This is a genomic window from Pseudoalteromonas sp. MIP2626, from assembly GCF_013414205.1.
GTDB lineage: Bacteria > Pseudomonadota > Gammaproteobacteria > Enterobacterales > Alteromonadaceae > Pseudoalteromonas > Pseudoalteromonas nigrifaciens.
Genome location: NZ_JAATTW010000010.1, coordinates 38,076 through 60,524 on the forward strand (window position 1 = coordinate 38,076; position 22,449 = coordinate 60,524).

Below are 22,449 nucleotides of genomic sequence, written 5' to 3' on the forward strand. Positions count from 1 at the left end.
TAAATATAAATGCAGCCTTAGCGCTGCGTTTATATTTTGAGATGGCTGTGAATCGCTTTATATTTTTTGTTATATGTTTAATTATTTTTTTACTCCCCCTACCCCTTGGCAGTTACCGCCCATGGGCAATATTAGCTATAGGCGTGCTGATTAGCTTTACGTTTTTATTGCATTTATTTAATAGTGCTATTAAAAATAAACAACTGCTTTATCCTCCTTTATACTCTTGGCCTATATTTATTGCTCTTGGCGTTGTTGTTTTAGTTTGCACAATACAGCTATTTAGTATAAGTGTTGATCCGTTTCAAACTCAGCAAATGTTAATTAAAACCTGGTTTATGCTATTATTTTGCTGGTTAATTTTTATTTACTGTAACCACTCCCTACGAATTAAAAAACTAGTTTACACTGTTATTTTTGCTGGGGTTTTTCAGGCCTTATATGCAAGTTATTTAAGCTTATCACCCGATATTATTAGCCCATTATTTAGTTATAAACATACCGATCGTGCTATTGGTACTTTTACTTATTCTAACTTTTTAGCCAACTATTTAGCGCTGTGCTTATGCTTAGGCATAGGTGTGTTGATCAGTGAGTTAAAACGCTCTGCTAACGACAATACACAATCACTCGCACAAACATTACGTGACTGGGCTGGTATATTATTAAGCTCTAAAATTGTATTACGCGTATCATTAATTATTATTATTGTTGCCTTAATATTAACTCGCAGCCGCATGGGTAACTCGGCATTTTTTATCGCTTTAATGGTTATGAGCTTATTGGCTTTATTTATTTACAGACAAAAGCCCAAAGCGTTTAAACACCTTATTATTAGCTTTTTTATTATCGATTTAATTATTATTGGTGCAATATTTGACGTTGAAAAAGTAAAACAGCGTATTAGCGAAACCAGTATACACTCAGAAACGCGTGACGAAGTGGTACGCGACTCTATACCACTTATATTAGATAAACCATTGCTGGGATCAGGTGGGGGTACTTTTTACACTGCTTTCCCTGCGTATCAATCAGAGCCCTTTTCTGGCTACTACGATAATGCGCATAACGATTATATACAATTTGCTGTGGAGCTAGGTATACCGGCAACATTAGCACTTGGTTTGCTGATACTTTATTGTTTATGGCTCTGTATTGCGACCATGCGCCAACGCAAAACCGCACTTTATCAAGGAGTAGCATTTGGCTGTGCAGTAGCTATTATTACTATGCTACTGCATTCTTTAGTCGACTATTCGCTGCAAGCAGGCGCTAATTCAATGCTGTTTATGGCTATTTTATGCTTAGCTATTTTAACTAATAAATTACCTGCGCCTAAAACTATAAAAAAAAGACGTAATCAAGCCGACTAGTGCTGTGCTAAATCAAACTCTGTTAAGTGACCGTCGCCATGAATAAGCTGATAGCGGGCCAAATTACCTTGCTCTAGCGTTATTAAGCTAATAGCTGAATCGCTCACTAAATACTTTTGCCCATCGCCTTTGGTTTGGTGTTTATCAACCTCTATATGCCAACGTTTAGTAAAGAAATTCAGCGGACTTTTCGGGCTATATAAAATTGAATCGAGTTTATCGAGTATATTTATTAATTTACGCGGAAATTCGTTTTTTATACCACTGGCAGTCAGCTGCCACACTCTATTAGGATGATCGCCAAAACGTTTTTGCACCGAAAAACAAAAGGAGTAATGTACATCACCAGATAAAATTAGCGTTTCGTTTGGGGTATCGTCTCTTCTAAAAGTATCGAGCAATTTTCTTGCCGAGCCTTCGTGAGCCATCCAGTTCTCTACGTCTACCGTGAGCGGTTGGCCGCACATATTAAATAGCGCTTGAATAGCTTCAATCGATTTAACGCCAAATACTGGCGCAGGCGATACAATAATAACTTGATCATGGCTCAATAAGCTCTGCTCAAGATCAGTAAGTCGCTCCCAATCAAGTAGACCAGAGGGCTCATTAAAATTTTGCTCATTACGCCAACGATGTGTGCGAGTGTCGAGCACCACCACTTTAGGAACCGTTGTCAGTTCATAATGCCAATGACTAAATTCTGTTAGTGTTTTATCAAATGTTTTAAATTGCCAAATATTACTACTCACTAAGCTGTGCTTAAACGCAGCGATTAATGTGCCCGTTTTAGTGAGTGCATCATTTCCCATCCCTTGAAACAACCAGTAACTAATTAAACCATTGCTTACAATACGTTTACTCACTGGGTTTTGACTAATCGCTTGCTCCCATCCAGCTGTCAGGTTCCAGTCATCGGTTACATCATGATCGTCAAATATCATTAATGTAGATACATTGGCAAACAACCGCTCTACATCACTCAATCCTTTTGTATAATCAATCAGTGCTGATTTTTCGGCGTTAAAAATAGTCTTGTTTTGCTCGTTTTGACCTGCATACGTTATGCTTTGTATATCTACACATTGCCAAGCTGCAGCACTAAAATTTAATAAATAAAGTGCTATATATTCTTCAAAGTGAATAAGGTGATTGTGGGCTTTTACACTTGAAAAGTGAGGTTCATCTTTTTTCAGCCAGTAACTAACACCTAACTTTGAGCGTTTTTGCCAAGGTGTTTTTGGTAAGAACAAATGGCGATTATAAAGCTGCTCATTTATATCGTTCGGTAGCTCAACTGTAAGTGGTTGCTCTTTATAAATACCTAAGGCTTCAATTAACTGATGAATGGCTAATAACATAGGTCCTGCTACGTCATCGGCATAAACCTGATCACCGCTCAGTAATAGCAATTGTGCACCTTGGTTGTTATTACCGCGCTGAGTGTTTTGCCAATGACTTGCACAGACTAAACTGTCTTTTGCGGGATGATGTGCATTACGACATGATCCGTGCAAAATATCACTGAGTTTATTGGGAATTACAAATGCAGGTGTTGCTTGATTGCTATAGCACCAAGGCGATAAATCAATTGGAGTATCGTCAACTATAAGTTCGTAGCTTAATAAGCTGTCAGGAGGAAACTTATGATTTATTGGCTTTATAATGACGAAATGCAGATATAAGTGCTCGCCGAGAGAAACGCTGTGCTGATCGCTGTAACATTCATAATTTAACAGTTCAATGCGACAGTTTACAGGCTTAGAGGTAGCAAACTGAATGCATACACTGGTTTGCTCTGCACGGCGCACCATAGGCCCCATTAATAAAATAGGAAGTTGCGCCGTGTGAGTTTTCATGTATTTAGCCTTTGGCTGCTAATTTAAATAAAGAGTAAAAGTTCTCTGTAGTCGCTTTTGCCAGCTCGTTAAAGCTAATTCCCTTTAATTCACTAATGTAATAAGCCACATCTTCTACATATGCTGGCTGATTAGTTTTTCCGCGATACGGTACTGGTGCTAAATATGGAGAGTCGGTTTCTATTAACAAGCGATCGAGCGGTATTTGTTTTACCACTTCTTTTAACTCTACGGCATTTTTGAAGGTAACAATGCCCGAAATCGAAATATAAAAGCCCATATCAATGGCTTTTTTAGCCATATCCCAATCTTCAGTAAAACAATGTAGTACACCACCACAATTTTCGGCGTTATGCTGTTTCATTAAATTAATGGTATCGCTACGAGCGTCACGAGTATGAATAATTAATGGCTTTTGTAGTTGATTTGCTACTTCTATATGACCTACAAAGCTTGCCTGTTGTACGGCATGCGTGTCTTTTGCGTAGTAGTAATCAAGTCCTGTTTCACCAATGGCAACGACTTTATCGTGCGACGCTAAATCGATTAATTGTTGCTTATTAAGCGCATCTTTTTGATCAAGTGGATGTACGCCACACGAAGCTGACACATCATCATAATGCTTAATTTTATCAAGCATATTCGGGAATTGATCAAGTGTTACGCTTACACATAAAAAGTGTTCAACCTTTTTTGCACGCGCTTTATCAAGCACTTGGTCAAGGTTTAAATCGAGCTTATCAAAATCAAGGCGGTCTAAATGGCAATGAGAATCTACAATCATGGTACTACTTTACATGGTATAAGTTGGATTACCGGAGTTTAACATAGTCCCCAGTAGTTTTTCGATCTTGGCGTTTAGGTTTGTTTTATCATCTAAAAAACTAATACCTATGCCAGGCGGGTTAGAGCTTTGCGCTCCTTGTGGTGTGATCCACGACACTTTCCCGGTCACAACGTCATCCTCTAACGCATCTGGAAGGGTAACTCGTAAAGCGAGTGAATGCCCTACTTCGTAACGCATATTAGTGCGTACAAATAAGCCGCCTTTTTTTAAATAAGGCATATAACAGCAATATAATTCATCTAAATCGTCTATATCTACTAATAGCTCTTGCATGCTCAGTCCTTTAATTATTTCGCAGTACGGACGCTAATCTCGATACTGCTAGCGGTAAATTTAGCCCGAGTATTTTGGTATTATTTTGTAAAAACTCGTTTAGAGCATGTTGCACATTTTGATAAGCGTCAAAGCTCATGCCTTGCATAAGCTGTTGTTTTAATTGCTCGCTTAAAAACAACGTAAATATACGAATAAGCTCAGGCTGTTTATTTATTATTGCTATTAACTCAGTAAAATTATGACTTTGTTTAAACTCAGTTGCAAATTTATAAAGTGTATTTATATTTTTTAGCTGATTTTGCTCTTGCCAGTATTTAACTTGCAGTGGTTGGCTGTAAAACAGCGGCAACCAGGTGTAATTAGTTATTTCTAGCGATTCTAACCATTGCTGAGCAAGTGCTAAGTTTGTTACTTTTACATCCGTTTTTGCACAGCGACTTAAAACAGTGGCTGGCAATTGTGTAGCTTGACTGGTTGTGAGAATTAAAAACCGGCTTTGACTTGGCTCTTCTAGCGTTTTTAATAACGCATTTGCAGCAGCGGTAGTCATTTTTTCGCAGTTTTCGATAATAGCGACTTTATTACCATTTTGCGCTGCCGAATGATGCATAAAATTACTAATACCACGTATGTCGTCTACGCCAATACTCTGCCCATCAACTTGCGTTAAGCGCTTATCAGGGTGAGTACCTGCCTTTATTAATAAACAACTTTTACACTGTCCACAAGCCGATAATACACTTTTTTTTGCCGCAACTTGCTCGGCTATATTGTTGCACAACAATGCATTGGCTAACTGGTTTGCAAAAGCAAACTTGCCAACACCAATAGGACCACTAAACAACTGCGCATGATGAAAGCGCTGTGCTTTAAAACTTAGTGTTAAGCGTTGCTCTATATCGTGTAGCCAAGGCAGTGTCATATTATTTTTGCTCTGCAAAAAATGTGCGTAATACATTCGTTATATCACGATGTACGTGCTCAATGCTTTGGTTTGCGTCAACAGTTTTAATGGACTTGTCGTCATTAGCAAGTTCTAAGTAACGCATCCGTGTACGCTGAAAAAACTCAATCGCTTCTTGTTCTATTCTATCTAATTGGCCTCGACCTTTAGCGCGTTCAAGGCCAATAACCGGATCAATATCTAAGTAAATGGTTAAATTGGGTTTTAGCCCTTTTAATACCATGGAAGAAAGTGATGCAAGTGTATTAGCACTAATACCACGCCCACCACCCTGATACGCCTGCGATGACAAGTCATGACGATCGGCAAGTACCCATTGCCCTTGCTCAAGTGCTGGGTTAATAACATTATGCATTAGCTGCGAGCGTGCAGCGTACATAATTAATAACTCAGTTTCGAACGCTATTTCTTCGTCATGTTGTGCTTTTACTAATGTACGTAACGACTCAGCAAGCGGCGTACCACCGGGTTCACGCACATTAATAAAATCAATTTTTTTGCTGTTTAAAAACGACTGGCACAAAGCAATAGCGGTAGATTTACCGGCCCCTTCTAACCCTTCGATTACTATAAATTTAGGTTTCATAAAAAATTAGTTCTTTTTGTTTAATATATACGTTTTAACTGCCGCATTGTGTTGCTTCAATGTGGTTGAAAATTGATGACTGCCATCACCTTTTGAAACAAAGTAAACATACTCAGTTGTGGGTGGATTAACCGCGGCTAAAATAGCTGCCTTTGATGGCATGGCAATGGGTGTAGGCGGCAGGCCATTAATACGATAGGTGTTATAAGGCGTGTAGTTACGCAAGTCTTTGCGTTTAATATCGCCGTCAAAGCTCTCCCCAATGCCGTAAATTACGGTTGGATCTGTTTGTAGACGCATATTAGTATTTAGTCTGTTTACAAATGCAGAGGCGATTAATGGCCGCTCACTGGCAAGGCCCGTTTCTTTTTCAATAATGGAGGCCATTATCAGTGCTTCGTACGCTGTTTTATAGGGTAAATTTTGTGCGCGCTGCTGCCAAGCAGTATCAAGGGTTTGCTGCATTTTTTGGGCGGCGCGTTTTAGCACACTGCTAATTGTGTCGTTATTATGATAGTGATAGGTTTCGGGAAATAACCAGCCTTCTAAGTGCATATCACTGCCAAGTATTTGCTGACTTAGTTGCTGCTCTTTTAAATCATTTTTTAAGTTATTGGCATTTTTAATAGCAGCTAATACTTCGCGCAGCGCTTGGCCTTCAATAATTGTAAAACTAAAGCTAACTTGTTGGCCGTTATTTATTTTTTTTATATTGCTAATAATACTATCGCTATTAAGTGCGTAAAGCCCCGTTTTTAAATCTGTGAGTGTTGGGTCTAGTTTAGCAAGTAATTGGTAACGCCAGCAGTTTTCTACCCAGTTATTGGCTTGCCATTGCTTACATAACTGATTAAAGCCAGTACCTTTTTTCACTTCAAATTGGGTGTTATTCGCTACTTTTAATGGGCTATGGAGCGTTGCTTGTAATTGCTGATAACCAAAAACACTGGTAATTATAGCTAATAATAATACCGATAAAGTAACTTTTAACACTTAGCCTCCTTGGCTAATAATTTATTTAATAATAACTGGCTATGCACAATATCAAAGCTACGCTGCTCAAGACGATTAATAGGCACTACGCCCATTAAGCTATTACAGATAAAAACCGCATCTGCTTCAAGCAAGTCTGCAATACTTACGCACTTAAAATCAACGGCTAATTTATCACATAATGATTGTAGATAAACCCCCTTTATCCCGCACTCATTAAGGCTTGGGGTAAATAATTTATTTTGCTTAATAGCAATAATATTTGCTGCAGAGGCTTCTATCACATTGTTGTTATAATCAAGTACAAGCACATCGTCACAAGGTTGCGTTTGCAGCGCTTTTTTTATTAATACTTGTTCAAGGCGGTTTAGTGTTTTGAGCCCTGCAAGCAAGGGTTGTGCGGCTAGTTTAATGGGGCTGATGTTAAGGCTTATACCCTCATTTGCCAGTCTGCTGTAATTTTGAGGATACTCTAAAACACTCAATAACACGGTTACATTACAGGTTTGCGGCAAACCATAACCGCGCCCTCCTTCGCCTCGCGTTATTACAATTTTAAGCACACACAACGTATGCTCCGCTATACTTTTAGCTATGTGAGCTTCAAGTTCAGCAATATCTACTAATGGAAAACCAAGTCGTGCAGCACATTCAATTAAACGTGCTTTATGATGTGACCAATGCTCTACTTGCCCATTTACTACTTTTGCAGTTGTAAAAAAGCCATCACCATAATTTAAGCCACGATCGTACGCGCTTATAGTGCTGTTTTTAACTGTTGTAATAATAGTTTGTGTGTTTTTTTGTGTTTTTTGCATATAAAAAAAGCCCAGTTAAACAACTGAGCTCTTATAGTCTGGTCTGTTGTTAAAAAAGATTATACCTTTTTAAACAGTAACGAGCCATTAGTACCACCAAAGCCAAACGAGTTACATAGTGCAAACTCTAATTTTGCATCTCGGGCAGTGTGCGGTACATAGTCTAAATCGCACCCTTCATCTGGGTTATCAAGATTAATTGTTGGGGTAACTTTTTGATCGGTTAACGACAATATTGAAATAATCGACTCAACCGAACCAGCAGCACCTAATAAGTGACCCATCATAGATTTAGATGAACTCACCATTACGTCTTTTGCTGCACTGCCAAAAACACTTTTAACGGCCGAGGTTTCTGCTTTATCGCCTGCATGAGTCGATGTACCATGTGCGTTAATGTAACCAATTTGGTCCGCATTTACTTGCGCATCGTTTAGCGCATTTTCCATCGCTAATGCTGCGCCTGCACCATCTTCTGGTGGTGAAGTCATATGAAATGCATCACCACTCATACCAAAACCAACTAGTTCTGCGTAAATTTTTGCACCACGTGCTTTTGCGTGTTCGTATTCTTCAACAACCACAACACCCGCGCCATCTGATAATACAAAACCATCGCGGTCTTTATCCCAAGGACGCGAAGCCGCTTGTGGATCATCGTTGCGTGTTGAAAGTGCACGAGCAGCATTAAAGCCCCCCATACCAATTGGTGTACAGGCTTTTTCAGCACCGCCAGCTACCATAGCATCTGCATCGCCATACGCTATCATACGGGCAGCATGGCCAATATTATGCAAACCCGTAGTACAGGCTGTAACAATAGAAATATTAGGGCCACGTAGTCCATTCATTATTGATAAATGACCAGAAATCATATTAATAATGGTAGAAGGTACATAAAATGGGGATAACTTACGCGGTCCACTATTAAGTAGTTTTATATGGTTTTCTTCAATAAGCGTTAAACCACCAATACCTGAACCCACTGCTACGCCAATACGCGTCGCGTTTTGTTCAGTTACTTCAAGGCCTGAATCTTTAAATGCTTGGATCCCCGCGGCAATGCCGTATTGAATAAATAAATCCATTTTTTTAGCATCTTTTGCTGGCATATAAGCCGATGCATCAAAATGATTGATTAGACCCGCGAAATGCGTACCAAATTTTGATGTATCAAAGTGTGTGATAGTTTGAATACCACTTTTGCCATCTAATAAGCCCTGCCAGGTTGATTGCACATCATTACCTAGCGGCGTCAACATTCCTAAGCCAGTTACGACAACTCGACGTTTAGCCACGGTTTGCCTCCAATAAGGTGTTTTATAAGGGGATAATAATACCCAAGCAACTTCAAAGTACTCGTCTCAAATTAGATTTAAAACGCATAATACCAATAAAATCAGTGTAAATTAGATTGATGTTTAGCTTTGCTTTGAATCATATACTTTGAAGTGGTTTGGATATAGAGATTAAGAGCAGCGAATGCTGCCCTTAATATGCGATTAATTACTCAGCGTGAGCTGTAACATAATCGATAGCAGATTGTACTGTAGTGATTTTTTCAGCTTCTTCATCAGGGATCTCAGTATCAAACTCTTCTTCAAGAGCCATTACTAATTCAACTGTATCAAGAGAATCTGCACCTAAGTCATCTACGAAAGAAGATTCATTCTTCACTTCTTCTTCTTTAACACCTAGTTGTTCGATGATAATTTTCTTTACGCGTTCTTGGATATCGCTCATTCTTCTTTCCTTTATTAAAAACGCCAATGCGTTATTTTCAGATTGCGGCGTAGTTTACGTCGCATAATTCTCTGATTCAATCTTTTGACCATAAATAATTGTCTGGTCAAACCTCTTGAGTGTACGTTTCGTCTTTTATCGCTTATTTTAACCACGATTTCAAGTATGTTTAAAGCAAGATTGCCAATAATTCAATCTTTTTTGGCAATTTAATTACTTATATTTAATTACTTTCTTTGCACATAGGCTATTAAACCATGTACATCGCACCATTTACATGCAAAGTTTCACCCGATACATACGCAGCCGCATCTGACGCTAGGTAACATACAGCAGCAGCAATTTCATCTGGTTGCCCTAAACGCCCTGCTGGTACATTTGCCAGTGTGGCTGCTTTTTGCTCATCCGTAAGACCATCAGTCATATCGGTTTGAATAAAACCAGGCGCAACTACGTTTACCGTAATACCACGCGACGCTACTTCGCGTGCCAGTGACTTAGAAAAGCCAATAACACCGGCTTTAGCCGCTGCATAGTTAGCTTGCCCAGCATTACCCATAGTGCCCACTACTGAGCCAATATTGATAATACGACCGTTCTTTTTCTTCATCATTGGGCGTAATACTGCCTTAGATAAACGGAATATAGAACTTAAGTTAGTGTCGATAATATCATCCCACTCACTTTCTTTCATGCGCATTAATAAATTATCGCGAGTGATGCCGGCATTATTTACCAATACGTCAACATCGCCAAAATCAGCTTTAATCGCCGCCAATGTCGCCTCAATAGATGCAGGATCAGTTACGTTTAACGCATAGCCTTTACCGCTTTCACCTAAATACTCGCTAATTTTAGCAGCGCCCGACTCACTGGTGGCCGTACCCGCTACTTTTGCGCCTTGGGCAACTAAAGTAGTTGCAATGGCTTTACCAATACCACGGCTAGCGCCCGTGATCAGGACAACTTTGCCCGCTAATGAAAATAAATTAGTCATATTTTATACTCTTATTTTGCAGCATCAATTGAGGCACAGTCGTTAACTGAACCACAGATCATTGCTTTATCAATTCGTTTTGCAAGGCCAGTTAATACTTTGCCTGGGCCAAATTCGTAGCTTTGCGTTATACCTTGTGCAACTAATGCTTGTACTGTTTCAGTCCAGCGTACTGGGCTGTATAACTGGCGTACTAATGCGTCTTTAATTGCATCAGCTGACGTTTCAGCTTTTACATCAACATTATTAATAACAGCGCATTTAGGCGCGTTAAATGTTAACGCAGCTAAATCAATAGCTAGCTTTTCAGCGGCCGGCTTCATTAGCTCACAATGCGATGGTACGCTAACAGCAAGTGGCAATGCACGTTTTGCACCTGCATCTTTACACGCTTGAGAAGCGCGATCTACAGCCGCTTTATGGCCTGCAATAACAACTTGCCCAGGAGAATTATAATTTACCGGAGAAACCACTTCACCCTGCGCTGCAGCGGCGCAAGCCGCTTTGGTTTCATCGTCGCCTAAGCCAATAATAGCAGCCATTGAACCCACACCTGCAGGTACGGCTTCTTGCATATATAAACCACGGTTTTCTACTAGCTTTACCGCTTCACTCAAGCTTATTACTTCGCTACATACTAATGCTGAGTACTCACCTAAGCTGTGTCCAGCCATAACAACATCTGCATCTGGGTTAGCTGCTAACCAGTCACGGTAAATAGCAACACTGGCTGTTAATAATGCAGGTTGAGTGCGGTGAGTTTGATTTAGCTTTTCTTCTGGGCCATTAAGAACCAGTTCTGCTAGGTCATATCCTAACGCCGCTGACGCTTCGCTAAAAGTTGCTTTAACAATGTCTGAGCTTTGGAGTAACTCAGTTAACATGCCAACACTTTGTGAGCCTTGACCTGGAAATAGAATTGCAATTTGTTGTGCCATATTTTGCTCTTTTTAATTAAACAAATAAATAATGTTATAAACACGGCAACTCAATTACTACTCGTTCACCGTGTCTTTAGAATGTATTTTTTCAAAAATTGCGGCTATTTTGTCAGGAAGTTGGCGTTCAACCTCCTTTACCGCTTCATCAATTGCTGCTTGAAATGCTTTAGCTGAGGCATTTCCATGGCTTTTAACCACAATACCGCGCAATCCTACCAGACTTGCACCGTTATACTGGTCGGGGTTCACCCTTTTATAGAGTTTTTTTATTATAGGACTCAGCATAAACGCCATGCATTTATATACGAGGTGCTTTTCAAGCGCGGCGGTAAACTTATTCATTATAAGTTTTGCAATCCCTTCACAGGTTTTAAGCGCCACATTACCCACAAAGCCTTCGCATACAATAACATCGGCTTTTCCGGTAAATATATCGCTACCTTCACTGTAACCAATATAGTTGATTAAAGGGCTTTGCTGCATTAATTGTGCAGCTTGCTTAATATCTTCATGGCCTTTGATATCTTCAGAGCCAATATTTAATAAACTTACTTTGGGATTATCGCAGCCAAGTGCTTGCCCTGCGACTACCGACCCCATAATGCCAAATTGATATAAGGTTTGCGCATCGCAATGTACGTTAGCACCCAGATCGAGTAAATAAACAGGGTTTTTTCGCTCTGTAGGTACCGCAGAAATAAGTGCTGGACGTTTTACACCAGGAAGCATTTTTAACACGTAATGTGCCATAAAGAATAACGCGCCAGTATTACCTGAACTTACGCATGCTTGAGCCTCGCCCGATTTAACTAAGTTAAGGGCAACGCGCATAGATGAATCTTTTTTGGAGCGTACAGCAACACCGGGCTTACATGCATTTGTAACAACTTCGCTACAGTGGCGAATAATAAGTCGAGGGTGTGCTAGTGAATCGAGTGATTCGAGTTGTTTTGATATGACTTGCTCATTTCCGCATAAAATTAGCGTTAAATTAGCATGAGCATTTACCGCGTTAACGGCAGCGGGGATAGATGAACGGGGGCCGTAATCGCCCCCCATCATATCTAACGCTATGGTTAGATTATTCAGCATAAAGAAATCTCTTATTTAGAAATTACTTGAACGCCTTTGTAGTAACCATCTGCAGTCACATGGTGGCGACGATGAGTCTCACCAGATGTTTGATCTACAGTTAAGCTTGGACCACTAATCGCATCGTGTGAACGGCGCATGCCGCGTCTTGCACGAGACTTTTTGCTTTTTTGTACAGCCATAGTCTTCTCCTAAGAATCTTTCTTAAGTTGTTTCAAAATATCAAATGGATTAGGTTTCTCATCTTCCGCCTTTAAAACACCAAAGCTGGCAGGCTTTGCTGAATAACTGCATGAAGCTTCGTTGTGGGTAGAGACTAATGGAACTGCTAAAATTAATTCGTCTTCAATTAAATTAAAAACGTTAATTTCACCATTTTCATCAAGCGCTACTTCATCGTAGTCTTCTGGAAAAATGTCTGATTCTGTTTCATCACCAACTGGTGAATAAACAAAATCTTGCACCAAATCCAACCCTAAATCACCATTACAACGTTGACAAGTGACAGTTACGTGTGTGGACAAATTGCCTCTAATCACAACAAAACCTTGGTCGTCGTTTTTGCAATGAATTTTTACCGCTATTTCACCTACTTCTTCCTGCACAACTTCTCGTAAACGAGTTAGTTTCTCAAGCGGTACAATGCCGTCATACTTTAAACGGTGTTGCGCTGCTTTGCCTGGATGAAGAGTGATGGGAATTTTCACCTTTTGCATAGGGGCTGCATCATATAGATAGTTAGTTGGTTAGTCAAAGTAAAAAACCATATTTACGTGGTTTTTCACGTGTTTTACTCACGGATCTGATTTATCCTAACTCAATCTGATTTTGGTTAGGAAAACAATCTATGAAGTACCCACTTATATTAGCCTCAAGCTCACCCTTTAGGCAGTCTTTATTACAAAAATTCAATCTACCATTCGATACATTTTCACCGAATGTTGACGAGTCAGCATTAAACAATGAAACCCCTGCACAACTAGTTAAGCGTTTAAGTGAATTAAAAGCCCGCGCAGCTAGTAAACACTTTAGTAAAGGCTTAGTGATTGGCTCAGATCAGGTTGCTGTATTTAATGAGCAAATTTTAGGTAAACCTCATAATAAACACAATGCCGTAAAGCAGTTATCCCTTTTTAGCGGCCATAGTGTAACATTTTTAACTGGCCTGTGCGTTTACGATCTTACATCTGGGGAGAGTAAAACCTGCATTGAACCATTTAATGTTACTTTCAAAACACTCACTGATGCGCAAATAAGTGCTTATTGCGATGCTGAGCAGCCCTATAATTGCGCAGGCAGTTTTAAAAGTGAAGGCCTAGGGATTTGTTTATTTGAAAAATTAACTGGAGACGATCCCAACAGTTTAATTGGTTTACCACTGATCAAACTCAGCCAATTATTAGCTGAGTTTGGCCTTGATGTGCTAAGTGCGCAATCAAATACCCCCCTTAGTTAATGCTCAGGCAGCAATAACTGTTGCAACTGCTGATAACTATCAACAGTTGCAATCGGGTTAAACTCGCTAAGTTGCTTTGCGTTATGTACACCCATAGTGACACCTATGCTATCCATACCCGCGGCTTGCGCCATTGCCATATCAATTTTTGTATCGCCAATCATAACCGCTTCATCGGCGCTTATGCCAAGCTCTGCTAATAATTGAAACAACATATCGGGCGATGGCTTAGAGCTTGCGTCATCACTACTACGCGTTGCACTAAAATAATGCCCTAACTCACTTTGATGTAATAAACGATCGAGTCCTGCGCGCCCTTTACCTGTTGCCACGGCTAAAATAATGCCACTGTGCTGTAGTGCTAATAGCACTTTTTCTACATCGGCAAATAATGGTGTAGCCGTAGTATCTGTTTGGTAATGCTGCTTATATCCACTAATTAACGCTTGGTGCTGCGCTCTATGCAGCGGAAATAATACCGCAATGGCTTTATCAAGCGACAAACCTATAATGCTTTTTGTTGCTTCATTGCTTGGCGGTTCTATATTTAACGCAACGGCACTGCTGCAAATACAATTAACTATTTTAGTTATTGAATCCATTACTGTGCCGTCCCAATCAAAAATAACCAGCTTGTACTTTTTGAGCGAACTGACTGCTATCACGTTTTATTAGCACGCAATTTAACTAAGCAATTAGCCAGTGCTTTATCAAGCGGTGCTTCTACGCGCATGGTTGTTTCGTTTTTAGGATGATAAAAAGTTAAGTCATGAGCATGTAAAAACAAACGATTTAACCCTGTTTTACGCATCGAATTATCAAACTCTTCATCGCCATATTTATCATCACACGCAATGGGATGCCCTTTGCATTGTGTATGCACACGTATTTGGTGAGTACGCCCGGTAACCGGTGACGCCTGCACTAACGAGCACTCGTTAAAGCGCTCAAGCACTTTAAAGCGGGTATGTGAGGGTTTACCTTCAGTGTTATCTACACGCACTACGCGCTCCCCAGACTTAAGCGTATTTTTACGCAGCCCTTCGGTAACATTTTTAGTTTTAGAGTCCCATTGGCCATCAACTAGCGCCCAATAGTTTTTTTCCATGGTTTTTTCACGTAACTGCTCATGTAAAGCAGTCAGTACTGAACGGCGCTTAGCAATTAATAAACACCCCGACGTATCGCGATCTAGTCTATGCACAAGCTCTAAACTGCGCTCTTCTGGGCGTAATACTCGCAGCGCTTCAATTAAACCATAACTTAAGCCACTACCACCATGTACCGCCATACCCGATGGTTTATTAATAACAATCAGGTATTTATCTTCAAATATAATATCATTTTCAAGGCGTGTTACTTTATCAAGTTTTGAAGGCACAAACTCTTCTCGTTCTGCCACCCTAATTGGCGCAATACGAAGAACATCTTCTAGCTGCAGTTTATATACCGGCTTAATGCGTTTTTTATTAACGCGCACCTCACCTTTACGCAAAAGTTTATAAATTGCGCTTTTAGGCACCCCTTTTAAATGGGTAATAAGAAAGTTATCAATTCGTTGACCTAAATGGTCTTCGTTGATCGTGACATAAGTTACTTGTAAGTCGTTTTTTTCTGACATTGCCTAATCACTAATTTAAGAAAAATAATTTAGTTGCTAACACAGTTATAATAGTGGGATAATCAGCAGCGCAAATATTTAGTATTTGCAAATAACAACGGTGCTTTTTAACGCAGTAATACATTCGTGATGCACATTCTGGGTAATTGATCATACAGATCCGAGTTAAGTTTTCCAAAGCTTTTATACATACCCAGTCAACACGTGCGATCAATTAGCGGCAATGCGCGTAATATATTGCCAGTTAAGTTTGAACATGAATTGATTTTTAATGCGATTGAAAAAGCAATGAACAGATAATTTGTCTGATAGTGACGACGTAAAAACGTCGTTCAGCACTTGCTCAATTGTAGTACCGTACAGCAGCTTATTTAGAACTAAAAAAATCTAATAAATAAGTCGTCATTAACATTGGCAGCGATTTTTGCTCACAAAAATGGATTTTAGTAGTACATCAGATTGTATTACTCACTTACTTACTTAACGAGCCCTATGCGCCTAAATATGAACGGCATTTAATAAGATTAGTATGACAGGCCAACTTCTGGGTAAAACGTGTATCGTAGCTGAAAAGCCGACAGTTTTAGCCCTGCTATGAATTTAATAGTAATAAATACACTATTGTTTGCCTGCATTTAAAAATACTGCGTACGCAAAAAACAGAGCCGTTCCATTAAAGACCCAGTCGTGAGGCTGCACATTCTAAAAATAGGAATAACTGAACAGACGTGAAAATAGCGTCATGTCAGCGACACAAACTAGTAGAGTAACAATATGAAACGTATGCTAATCAATGCAACGCAGCAAGAAGAAATGCGCGTAGCACTGGTTGACGGCCAGCGCCTATATGATTTAGATATAGAAAGCCCAGGTCACGAACAGAAAAAAGCCAATATTTATAAAGGTAAAATCACTCGCATTGAACCATCTCTTGAAGCAGCATTTGTTGAATACGGTGCTGATCGTCATGGTTTCCTTCCTTTAAAAGAAATTGCCCGTACTTACTTCCCAGCTGGGTATACTTTCCATGGCCGTCCGAATATTCGTGACGTGATCAAAGAAGGTCAAGAAGTTATAGTACAAGTTGATAAAGAAGAGCGTGGCCAAAAAGGCGCAGCACTTACTACCTTTATCAGCGTTGCCGGTAGCTACTTAGTTTTAATGCCTAATAATCCTCGTGCTGGCGGTATATCTCGTCGCATTGAAGGTGATGAGCGTACTGAACTAAAAGAGTCACTTAGTCGTTTAGAACTTCCTAAAGGTATGGGCTTAATTGTTCGTACTGCTGGTGTTGGCAAATCGTTTGAAGAATTAAACTACGATTTAAAAGCCTTACTTGTTCATTGGGAAGCAATTGGTGTTGCAGCCGACAGTGCTAAAGCGCCGTTTTTAATACACCAAGAAAGCAATGTAATATTTCGTGCAATTCGCGACTATTTACGTCGTGATATTGGCGAAATATTAATTGATAAACCACGTGTTTTTGAAGAAGCTAAAGCGCATATTGAACGTTTTCGCCCTGACTTTATGAGCCGTGTTAAGCTTTATCAAGGTGATACGCCATTATTTACGCATTACCAAATTGAAAGCCAAATTGAGTCTGCGTTCCAGCGTGAAGTACGCTTGCCTTCAGGTGGTTCAATTGTAATTGATCCTACAGAAGCATTAACCTCTATCGATATTAACTCGTCTAAAGCAACAAAAGGCGGCGATATTGAAGAAACAGCACTTAATACTAACTTAGAAGCAGCAGATGAAATTGCACGTCAATTACGTCTTCGTGACTTAGGTGGCTTAATTGTTATCGATTTTATCGATATGACACCACCACGCCATCAGCGTGAAGTAGAAAACCGTCTAAAAGACGCTGTTCGTCCTGATCGTGCTCGTGTGCAAATTGGTAAAATTTCACGTTTTGGTTTACTCGAAATGTCGCGTCAGCGTCTGCGCCCTTCATTAGGTGAAGCAAGCCAAGGCCCGTGTCCACGTTGTAGTGGTCAAGGTACGATTCGTTCTAACGAATCAATTGCACTGTCTATTTTGCGTTTAATTGAAGAAGAAGCAATTAAAGACAACACTGCACAAGTTAATGCTCAAGTGCCTGTTGCTGTTGCCGCTTATTTATTAAATGAACAGCGCCGTAGTGTCCATCGCATGGAAAAACAACATAAGTGCGACATAGTGATCATTCCTAATCAACACATGGAAACACCACACTACGAAGTAATGCGCTTACGTAAAGACGAAACGATTGAAACAGTAAGCTATGGACAAATTGTTGCTCCAGAGCCTGAAGCATTTGAAATGTCTAAGTCGCCTGTAGCACCAGTACGTGAAGAGCCAATGTTAAAAGGCGTTGTAATGCCTGCAACACCAGCTCCACAAGCGGCTCCTGCTAACGTTGTTGCCCCTGCTGAAACTAAAGCGCAAAGCGGTTTACTGGATGCAATTGGTAAGTGGTTTAAATCTTTATTCGCCAGCGAAACCGTTGAAGTGAAAAAAGAAGAAACACAAAAACAGCAACAAGAAACGCGCGATAATACGCGTAATAACGATAATCGTCGCCGTAATAACAACAATCAGCGTCGCCGTAATAACCCTCGTTCTAAGCCACGCACTGAGCGTACTGCGGATGAAGAGGTTAAAACTAACTCTGTATCAACACCTGAAGCAGCAACGCAAACTAACGAGAACCAAGAGAGAGGCGAGAATCGCAATAAGCGTCGTCGCAATCCTAATTCACGTAAGCGCCCAGAGCCACGCACTGAAGATAAAGATGCAGTAAAAGTTGATGCACCTGCAAAAGCAGAAGCTGAAACTAAGCCAGTTCAAGCCGAAGAGCCAAAGGATCAAAAACCAAAGGTTCGTCGCCAGCGTCGTAATTTGCGTAAAAAAGTACGCCTGCAAGATGAAAATGCTGAGCAGGTACAAACAACAGATGAAACACCTGTACAAGCTACAGAAAAAGAAACACCAGTAGCCCAAGAGCAAGCACCTGTTGTAGAAAAGCAAACTCAAACAGCGGCAGAAAAAACAGCTCATATTAAAGAAGAAAAAGTTGAAGATGTTGATTCTAACGATGAAACACCTACAACCGAAGACGAGCAAGAGCAAACTCGTACACGTTCACGTCGCTCACCTCGTCATCTTCGTGCATCAGGTCAGCGTCGTCGTCGCCCTGAAGGTGAAGGCAATGAAGCTAAGTCAGATGAAGCACCGGCATTTGTTCCTGTTGCCGACCAAGCTGCTGCAGAGTATGAAGCAGAGCTTAAAGCTAAATCTGCAGCTACACCTGCGGATGCAGCGCAACAAGTTGAACAAGCCGTTGCGGTTGAAGACTTAGCCAAAGTTGAAGCTGTAGAAGAGCCAGTACAAACTGAAGAGCCAGCTAAGGTTGAAACTCCAGTAGCAGCTGAAGAGCCAGCTAAAGTTGAAACGCCAGTAGCAGCTGAAGAGCCAGCTAAAGTTGAAGCGCCAGTAGTAACTGAAGAACCAGCTAAAGTTGAAACTCCATTAGTAACTGAAGAGCCAGCTAAAGTTGAAACCCCAGTAGTTACTGAAGAGCCAACTAAAGTTGAAGCGCCAGTGGTAACTGAAGAGCCAGCTAAAGTTGAAGCGCCAGTGGTAACTGAAGAGCCAGCTAAAGTTGAAGCGCCAGTGGTAACTGAAGAGCCAACTAAAGTTGAAACTCCAGTGGTAACTGAAGAGCCAACTAAAGTTGAAGCGCCAGTGGTAACTGAAGAGCCAGCTAAAGTTGAAACTCCAGTAGTAACTGCAGCACCACATGTTAAAACAGCGATAGCTCAAGGGTCAGCAAGTGCGCCAATGGCACAGCCTACCCCTGTAGCTGATAGCGAAGTAAAACATACATCTGTTGCTATGGCTCACGATAAACGTGAACTAGTGCCAGACAGTGGTTTACGTGCGGGTTCAATCAAACCTGCTGGTCGTGCAAGTTCTACAATGACTAAAACAATGAGTGTTGATTAACAATACTCATTAAAAAGCCCCGCTAGTTAATTATTAACTAGCGGGGCTTTTTTGTACCTGTAACTTTATATCAATCGCATTAGTCTTGTTCTTTTTCCATGAAGCGTTGTAACTGATCTTTTAAATTTGGCGGAATGCCTTTGATCACTAAGGTATCGGTTGCTTCATTATAAGTAACACGTTCACCTAAGTGTTTACGCTCAAAGCTCACACTTACACCGCCACCTAAACCGGAGAACTTAACCATACTTGCCACTGTTTTTTTATCAACGGGGAATGACTCTTCTAAATCGTAACTTTGCTCTTTGCAAAAGCTGTCAAACGGACTGTCATCGCCTTTTGTAAGTGTTGCCGAAAGCTCACTTACGTTGGCATCTTCACCTGTCGTTACACAATCATTACAGTAATCAAATACTTGTTTACGTAAATCATCTTTTTCTGATTTATCAAATTGTTGCTCTGATAAGTAATCCTCTACAGCACTGAGCATTACTTGGCTTTGTTGTTTAGGATCAATACCTTCTTCACAGCCTAAAAAGTCTAAGAAGAAATCGGCAACTTTGCGCCCTGCGCGGCCTTTAATAAATGAAATATAACGATTGTCTTGCGCTTGGGTGTCCCAAGCGGTTAAATCGATTCGTGCCGCTAATTGCATACGCGAAATATCTAAATGACGTGACGATGCTAAATCAAGCTCAGAGGTAATTGAGTAATGCTCTTTAATATTAATCATCGCAATCAGCATGTAGTCTGTGGCCACATACTGATAATGACAAAACACTAAATAACCTGTTTCATTAAATGCGTATTTATCAAGTTCCTCTTTTAACACACTCGATGCTTGATCTGTCATATGCCAAAAGCCAAGTTCGTTGTTACGGTAACTTTGCATTGCCGATGCAACTACGCTGTTTTTATCGCCACTAAAAGCGCAAAAGCCTTTACCTGGCTTACCATTATATGCATGATGCAATTGCTCAATAAACACAGCTACTTTATCGTTGATTAGCATTTCATCATTACGTAAATGAATTTGAGTATCGCCGTCTTTTTTGTCTACATAATGAACGACTAGTTTTTTAACGTCTGTTGCCATCTTTGTTTTTCACGCCTCTGGTGTTAAAATGTGAGAATATAACTATTAAATTGAACCAACTGATGCCAATCTTATCAAAATACTCTAATGAACAAGTAGAACAAATCGTCGATCAGCTTATTGATGTGTTAACTCAACACAATGCGCCGGTTGATTTGAGTCTTATGTGTTTAGGAAATTCTATCACGCATATCTTAAAAGAGCATGTACCAACAGGGAAAAGACAAGCCGTTACCGAGAACTTTGCTAAAGCTCTCGCACAGTCGGTTAAATAAACTCTATGAATTTATCGCAGCACAATCAGTTTTCATCAAAAGCGAGTCAATTACTAAGTTGGGGGCATTGGTTTACCTTTGCCAATATTGGCTTAGCGCTCTTAATTAGCTTAAGCTACTTGTTTGCCGACTCGCCACCTACAAGCTTTATGGGTATTACTTATATGCTAGTTACTTGGCTTAGCCATACTAGCTTTATTGCCTTTTTAGCGTTTGTGCTGACGGTATTTCCGCTCAGTTTAGTTTTTCCATACCCTCGCCATATTCGCGGTATGGCTGCAGTTATTGCTACCTTTGGCGCCTCTTTACTCACACTTGATGCTTATGTTTATTTTAATTTAGGTTATCACTTAAGTAGTTCTGCTTTACCTGAGATCATTTCGCTTTTATGGCACCGCTTAAACAGCTCACCCGCTTTAACAACTATTTTAGCCGGTGGCATAGTTTTAGTTATTTTAGGTTTTCAGTTAACGGTCAGTAATTTTACTTGGCAAAATTTAGCGCGTTTAAAGCAGCTCAAGTTTGCTCGCTACGCGAGTTCATTTTTAGTGATTTGTTTTGCTTTAAGTCATAGTATTCATATTTGGGCAGACGCTAATTTAAAGTTTGATGTAACTAAACAAGATAACTTTTTACCACTCTCTTACCCTACAACGGCTAAAAGCTTATTAGCTAAAAATGATCTACTAGACATAGAAAGCTATAAACAAGCGCATAATGTGCAAATTAATCAACAAAACATTAGCTACCAATTGCCTACTCCGCTGACAAAATGCGAAGATTACACACCGGCTAAAATTGATATTTTTGTATTTGAAACAGCGCAGCAGCTTGCTCAATTTGCCAGTAATAAAAACTTGTATAGCACTAAGCAGTTTTTACAACCAACCGATCATAACGATATGCTCTTTAGTTTAGTTTATGGTTTACCAGCATTTTATAAATCTACAATTATAAATGAGCAAACATTACCCGCATGGCAAAGCCAACGTCGCAGTGTTGAAGTAACGGGTATTGCAGCGTTAAATTTTATTAACGATCAAACCCACACTAATAGTGCAATTAGAATTATTAAAGGCACTGATGATTTAGCACCTCGCGATAAAAATACTCATGTTTATGCTTTTAGTTTGGCTGATAATAATAAAGAGGTGGTAATTACCTCAACGCTTTATAGTTCAGATAAACGGATCACTCGCGTTAATGGCCTTATTCAACCTAGCGATATAATAGCGACCGCTGTTGGGCAGTATTTAAACTGCTACGCTATTGCTGAGCAAACTATGCTTGGTGTTAACTTACACCAGAAAAAAGATAATATGGGTGTTAATTATTCTCAAGGCGTGGTTATAGCGTATAAAAAGGATAGAATTACCTTAATTGATCCTGATGGCGACTTTAAAAATATTTCTGCCGCCGAAGGATTTTCTATTGAGCAAGGCTTAGACATTCCATTTTTAGTTCACAGTATCAAAAAGTTAAAAACCTTTACTCAATAAGGCTATTATTAACCTAGCTTGCTATA

The 22,449-nt window shown here is 40.0% G+C and carries 22 protein-coding genes; 5 read left to right on the forward strand and 17 right to left on the reverse strand.

Features of this window, described 5'->3' with window-relative positions:
• The first annotated feature begins 47 nt into the window (after positions 1-47).
• Positions 48-1,373, forward strand: coding sequence for an O-antigen ligase family protein (locus tag HC000_RS06980; RefSeq protein WP_179807286.1), 1,326 nt, complete (start codon positions 48-50; stop codon positions 1,371-1,373).
• Here HC000_RS06980 and HC000_RS06985 read toward each other — a convergent pair.
• From HC000_RS06985 to yceD, 14 genes are all read right to left on the reverse strand, one after another.
• Positions 1,370-3,229 carry an alkaline phosphatase D family protein gene (locus HC000_RS06985; protein ID WP_179807287.1) on the reverse strand — a complete coding sequence of 620 codons (1,860 nt, stop codon included), beginning with the start codon at positions 3,227-3,229 and terminating at the stop codon, positions 1,370-1,372. The genes HC000_RS06980 and HC000_RS06985 overlap by 4 nt on opposite strands.
• Before the next feature lie 4 nt (positions 3,230-3,233).
• A complete protein-coding gene (locus tag HC000_RS06990) occupies positions 3,234-4,013 on the reverse strand; it encodes a YchF/TatD family DNA exonuclease (protein ID WP_011328476.1) in 780 nt (259 codons plus the stop codon).
• Positions 4,014-4,022: 9 nt separating this feature from the next.
• Positions 4,023-4,349, reverse strand: coding sequence for a PilZ domain-containing protein (locus HC000_RS06995; protein WP_011328477.1), 327 nt, complete (start codon positions 4,347-4,349; stop codon positions 4,023-4,025).
• 10 nt (positions 4,350-4,359) lie between these two features.
• The gene (locus HC000_RS07000; protein ID WP_179807288.1) at positions 4,360-5,274 is read right to left on the reverse strand and encodes an AAA family ATPase; all 915 of its coding nucleotides are present in this window, start codon (positions 5,272-5,274) and stop codon (positions 4,360-4,362) included.
• Between the two features lies 1 nt (position 5,275).
• The gene (tmk, locus tag HC000_RS07005; RefSeq protein WP_179807289.1) at positions 5,276-5,902 is read right to left on the reverse strand and encodes a dTMP kinase; all 627 of its coding nucleotides are present in this window, start codon (positions 5,900-5,902) and stop codon (positions 5,276-5,278) included.
• Positions 5,903-5,908: 6 nt separating this feature from the next.
• Positions 5,909-6,895, reverse strand: a complete 987-nt coding sequence (mltG, locus tag HC000_RS07010; protein WP_179807290.1) for an endolytic transglycosylase MltG — start codon at positions 6,893-6,895, stop codon at positions 5,909-5,911.
• Positions 6,889-7,713 (reverse strand): aminodeoxychorismate lyase, encoded by an 825-nt coding sequence (pabC, locus tag HC000_RS07015; protein WP_089368443.1) that lies wholly within the window; start codon positions 7,711-7,713, stop codon positions 6,889-6,891. The genes mltG and pabC overlap by 7 nt, the downstream gene beginning before the upstream one ends.
• Positions 7,714-7,772: 59 nt before the next feature.
• Positions 7,773-9,011, reverse strand: a complete 1,239-nt coding sequence (gene fabF / locus HC000_RS07020) for a beta-ketoacyl-ACP synthase II (RefSeq protein ID WP_179807291.1) — start codon at positions 9,009-9,011, stop codon at positions 7,773-7,775.
• 208 nt (positions 9,012-9,219) lie between these two features.
• On the reverse strand, positions 9,220-9,456 hold the full coding sequence (gene acpP, locus HC000_RS07025) for an acyl carrier protein (RefSeq protein ID WP_006792304.1): 237 nt from the start codon (positions 9,454-9,456) through the stop codon (positions 9,220-9,222).
• Positions 9,457-9,706: 250 nt separating this feature from the next.
• The gene (gene fabG, locus HC000_RS07030; RefSeq protein WP_011328483.1) at positions 9,707-10,453 is read right to left on the reverse strand and encodes a 3-oxoacyl-ACP reductase FabG; all 747 of its coding nucleotides are present in this window, start codon (positions 10,451-10,453) and stop codon (positions 9,707-9,709) included.
• Between the two features lie 11 nt (positions 10,454-10,464).
• Positions 10,465-11,391: an ACP S-malonyltransferase gene (gene fabD, locus HC000_RS07035; protein ID WP_011328484.1), complete on the reverse strand. Its 927-nt coding sequence runs from the start codon at positions 11,389-11,391 to the stop codon at positions 10,465-10,467.
• Positions 11,392-11,448: 57 nt separating this feature from the next.
• On the reverse strand, positions 11,449-12,486 hold the full coding sequence (gene plsX / locus HC000_RS07040; RefSeq protein WP_011328485.1) for a phosphate acyltransferase PlsX: 1,038 nt from the start codon (positions 12,484-12,486) through the stop codon (positions 11,449-11,451).
• Between the two features lie 11 nt (positions 12,487-12,497).
• The gene (gene rpmF, locus HC000_RS07045) at positions 12,498-12,668 is read right to left on the reverse strand and encodes a 50S ribosomal protein L32 (RefSeq protein ID WP_011328486.1); all 171 of its coding nucleotides are present in this window, start codon (positions 12,666-12,668) and stop codon (positions 12,498-12,500) included.
• Between the two features lie 9 nt (positions 12,669-12,677).
• Entirely contained in the window at positions 12,678-13,202 is a 525-nt protein-coding gene (gene yceD / locus HC000_RS07050; protein WP_011328487.1) for a 23S rRNA accumulation protein YceD, read from the reverse strand.
• Positions 13,203-13,333: 131 nt separating this feature from the next.
• Here yceD and HC000_RS07055 point away from each other — a divergent pair, with 131 nt between their 5' ends.
• Entirely contained in the window at positions 13,334-13,942 is a 609-nt protein-coding gene (locus HC000_RS07055) for a Maf family protein (protein ID WP_058373622.1), read from the forward strand.
• Here the strand turns inward: HC000_RS07055 and HC000_RS07060 are convergent.
• Both HC000_RS07060 and rluC read right to left on the reverse strand, forming a co-directional pair.
• Positions 13,939-14,607, reverse strand: coding sequence for an HAD-IA family hydrolase (locus HC000_RS07060; RefSeq protein ID WP_244181032.1), 669 nt, complete (start codon positions 14,605-14,607; stop codon positions 13,939-13,941). The genes HC000_RS07055 and HC000_RS07060 overlap by 4 nt on opposite strands.
• Positions 14,604-15,563, reverse strand: a complete 960-nt coding sequence (rluC, locus tag HC000_RS07065; protein WP_011328490.1) for a 23S rRNA pseudouridine(955/2504/2580) synthase RluC — start codon at positions 15,561-15,563, stop codon at positions 14,604-14,606. The genes HC000_RS07060 and rluC overlap by 4 nt, the downstream gene beginning before the upstream one ends.
• Before the next feature lie 774 nt (positions 15,564-16,337).
• Here rluC and rne point away from each other — a divergent pair.
• On the forward strand, positions 16,338-19,553 hold the full coding sequence (gene rne / locus HC000_RS07070; protein WP_179807292.1) for a ribonuclease E: 3,216 nt from the start codon (positions 16,338-16,340) through the stop codon (positions 19,551-19,553).
• Positions 19,554-19,632: 79 nt separating this feature from the next.
• Here the strand turns inward: rne and yejK are convergent, their stop codons facing one another.
• Positions 19,633-20,649: a nucleoid-associated protein YejK gene (yejK, locus tag HC000_RS07075; protein ID WP_011328492.1), complete on the reverse strand. Its 1,017-nt coding sequence runs from the start codon at positions 20,647-20,649 to the stop codon at positions 19,633-19,635.
• A gap of 62 nt (positions 20,650-20,711) precedes the next feature.
• On the opposite strand from yejK, the gene HC000_RS07080 reads away from it, so the two are divergent.
• Positions 20,712-20,924 (forward strand): DUF1414 domain-containing protein, encoded by a 213-nt coding sequence (locus tag HC000_RS07080; protein ID WP_011328493.1) that lies wholly within the window; start codon positions 20,712-20,714, stop codon positions 20,922-20,924.
• A 5-nt stretch (positions 20,925-20,929) separates the two neighbouring features.
• A complete protein-coding gene (locus tag HC000_RS07085; RefSeq protein WP_179807293.1) occupies positions 20,930-22,423 on the forward strand; it encodes a DUF3413 domain-containing protein in 1,494 nt (497 codons plus the stop codon).
• The last annotated feature ends 26 nt before the right edge of the window (positions 22,424-22,449 follow it).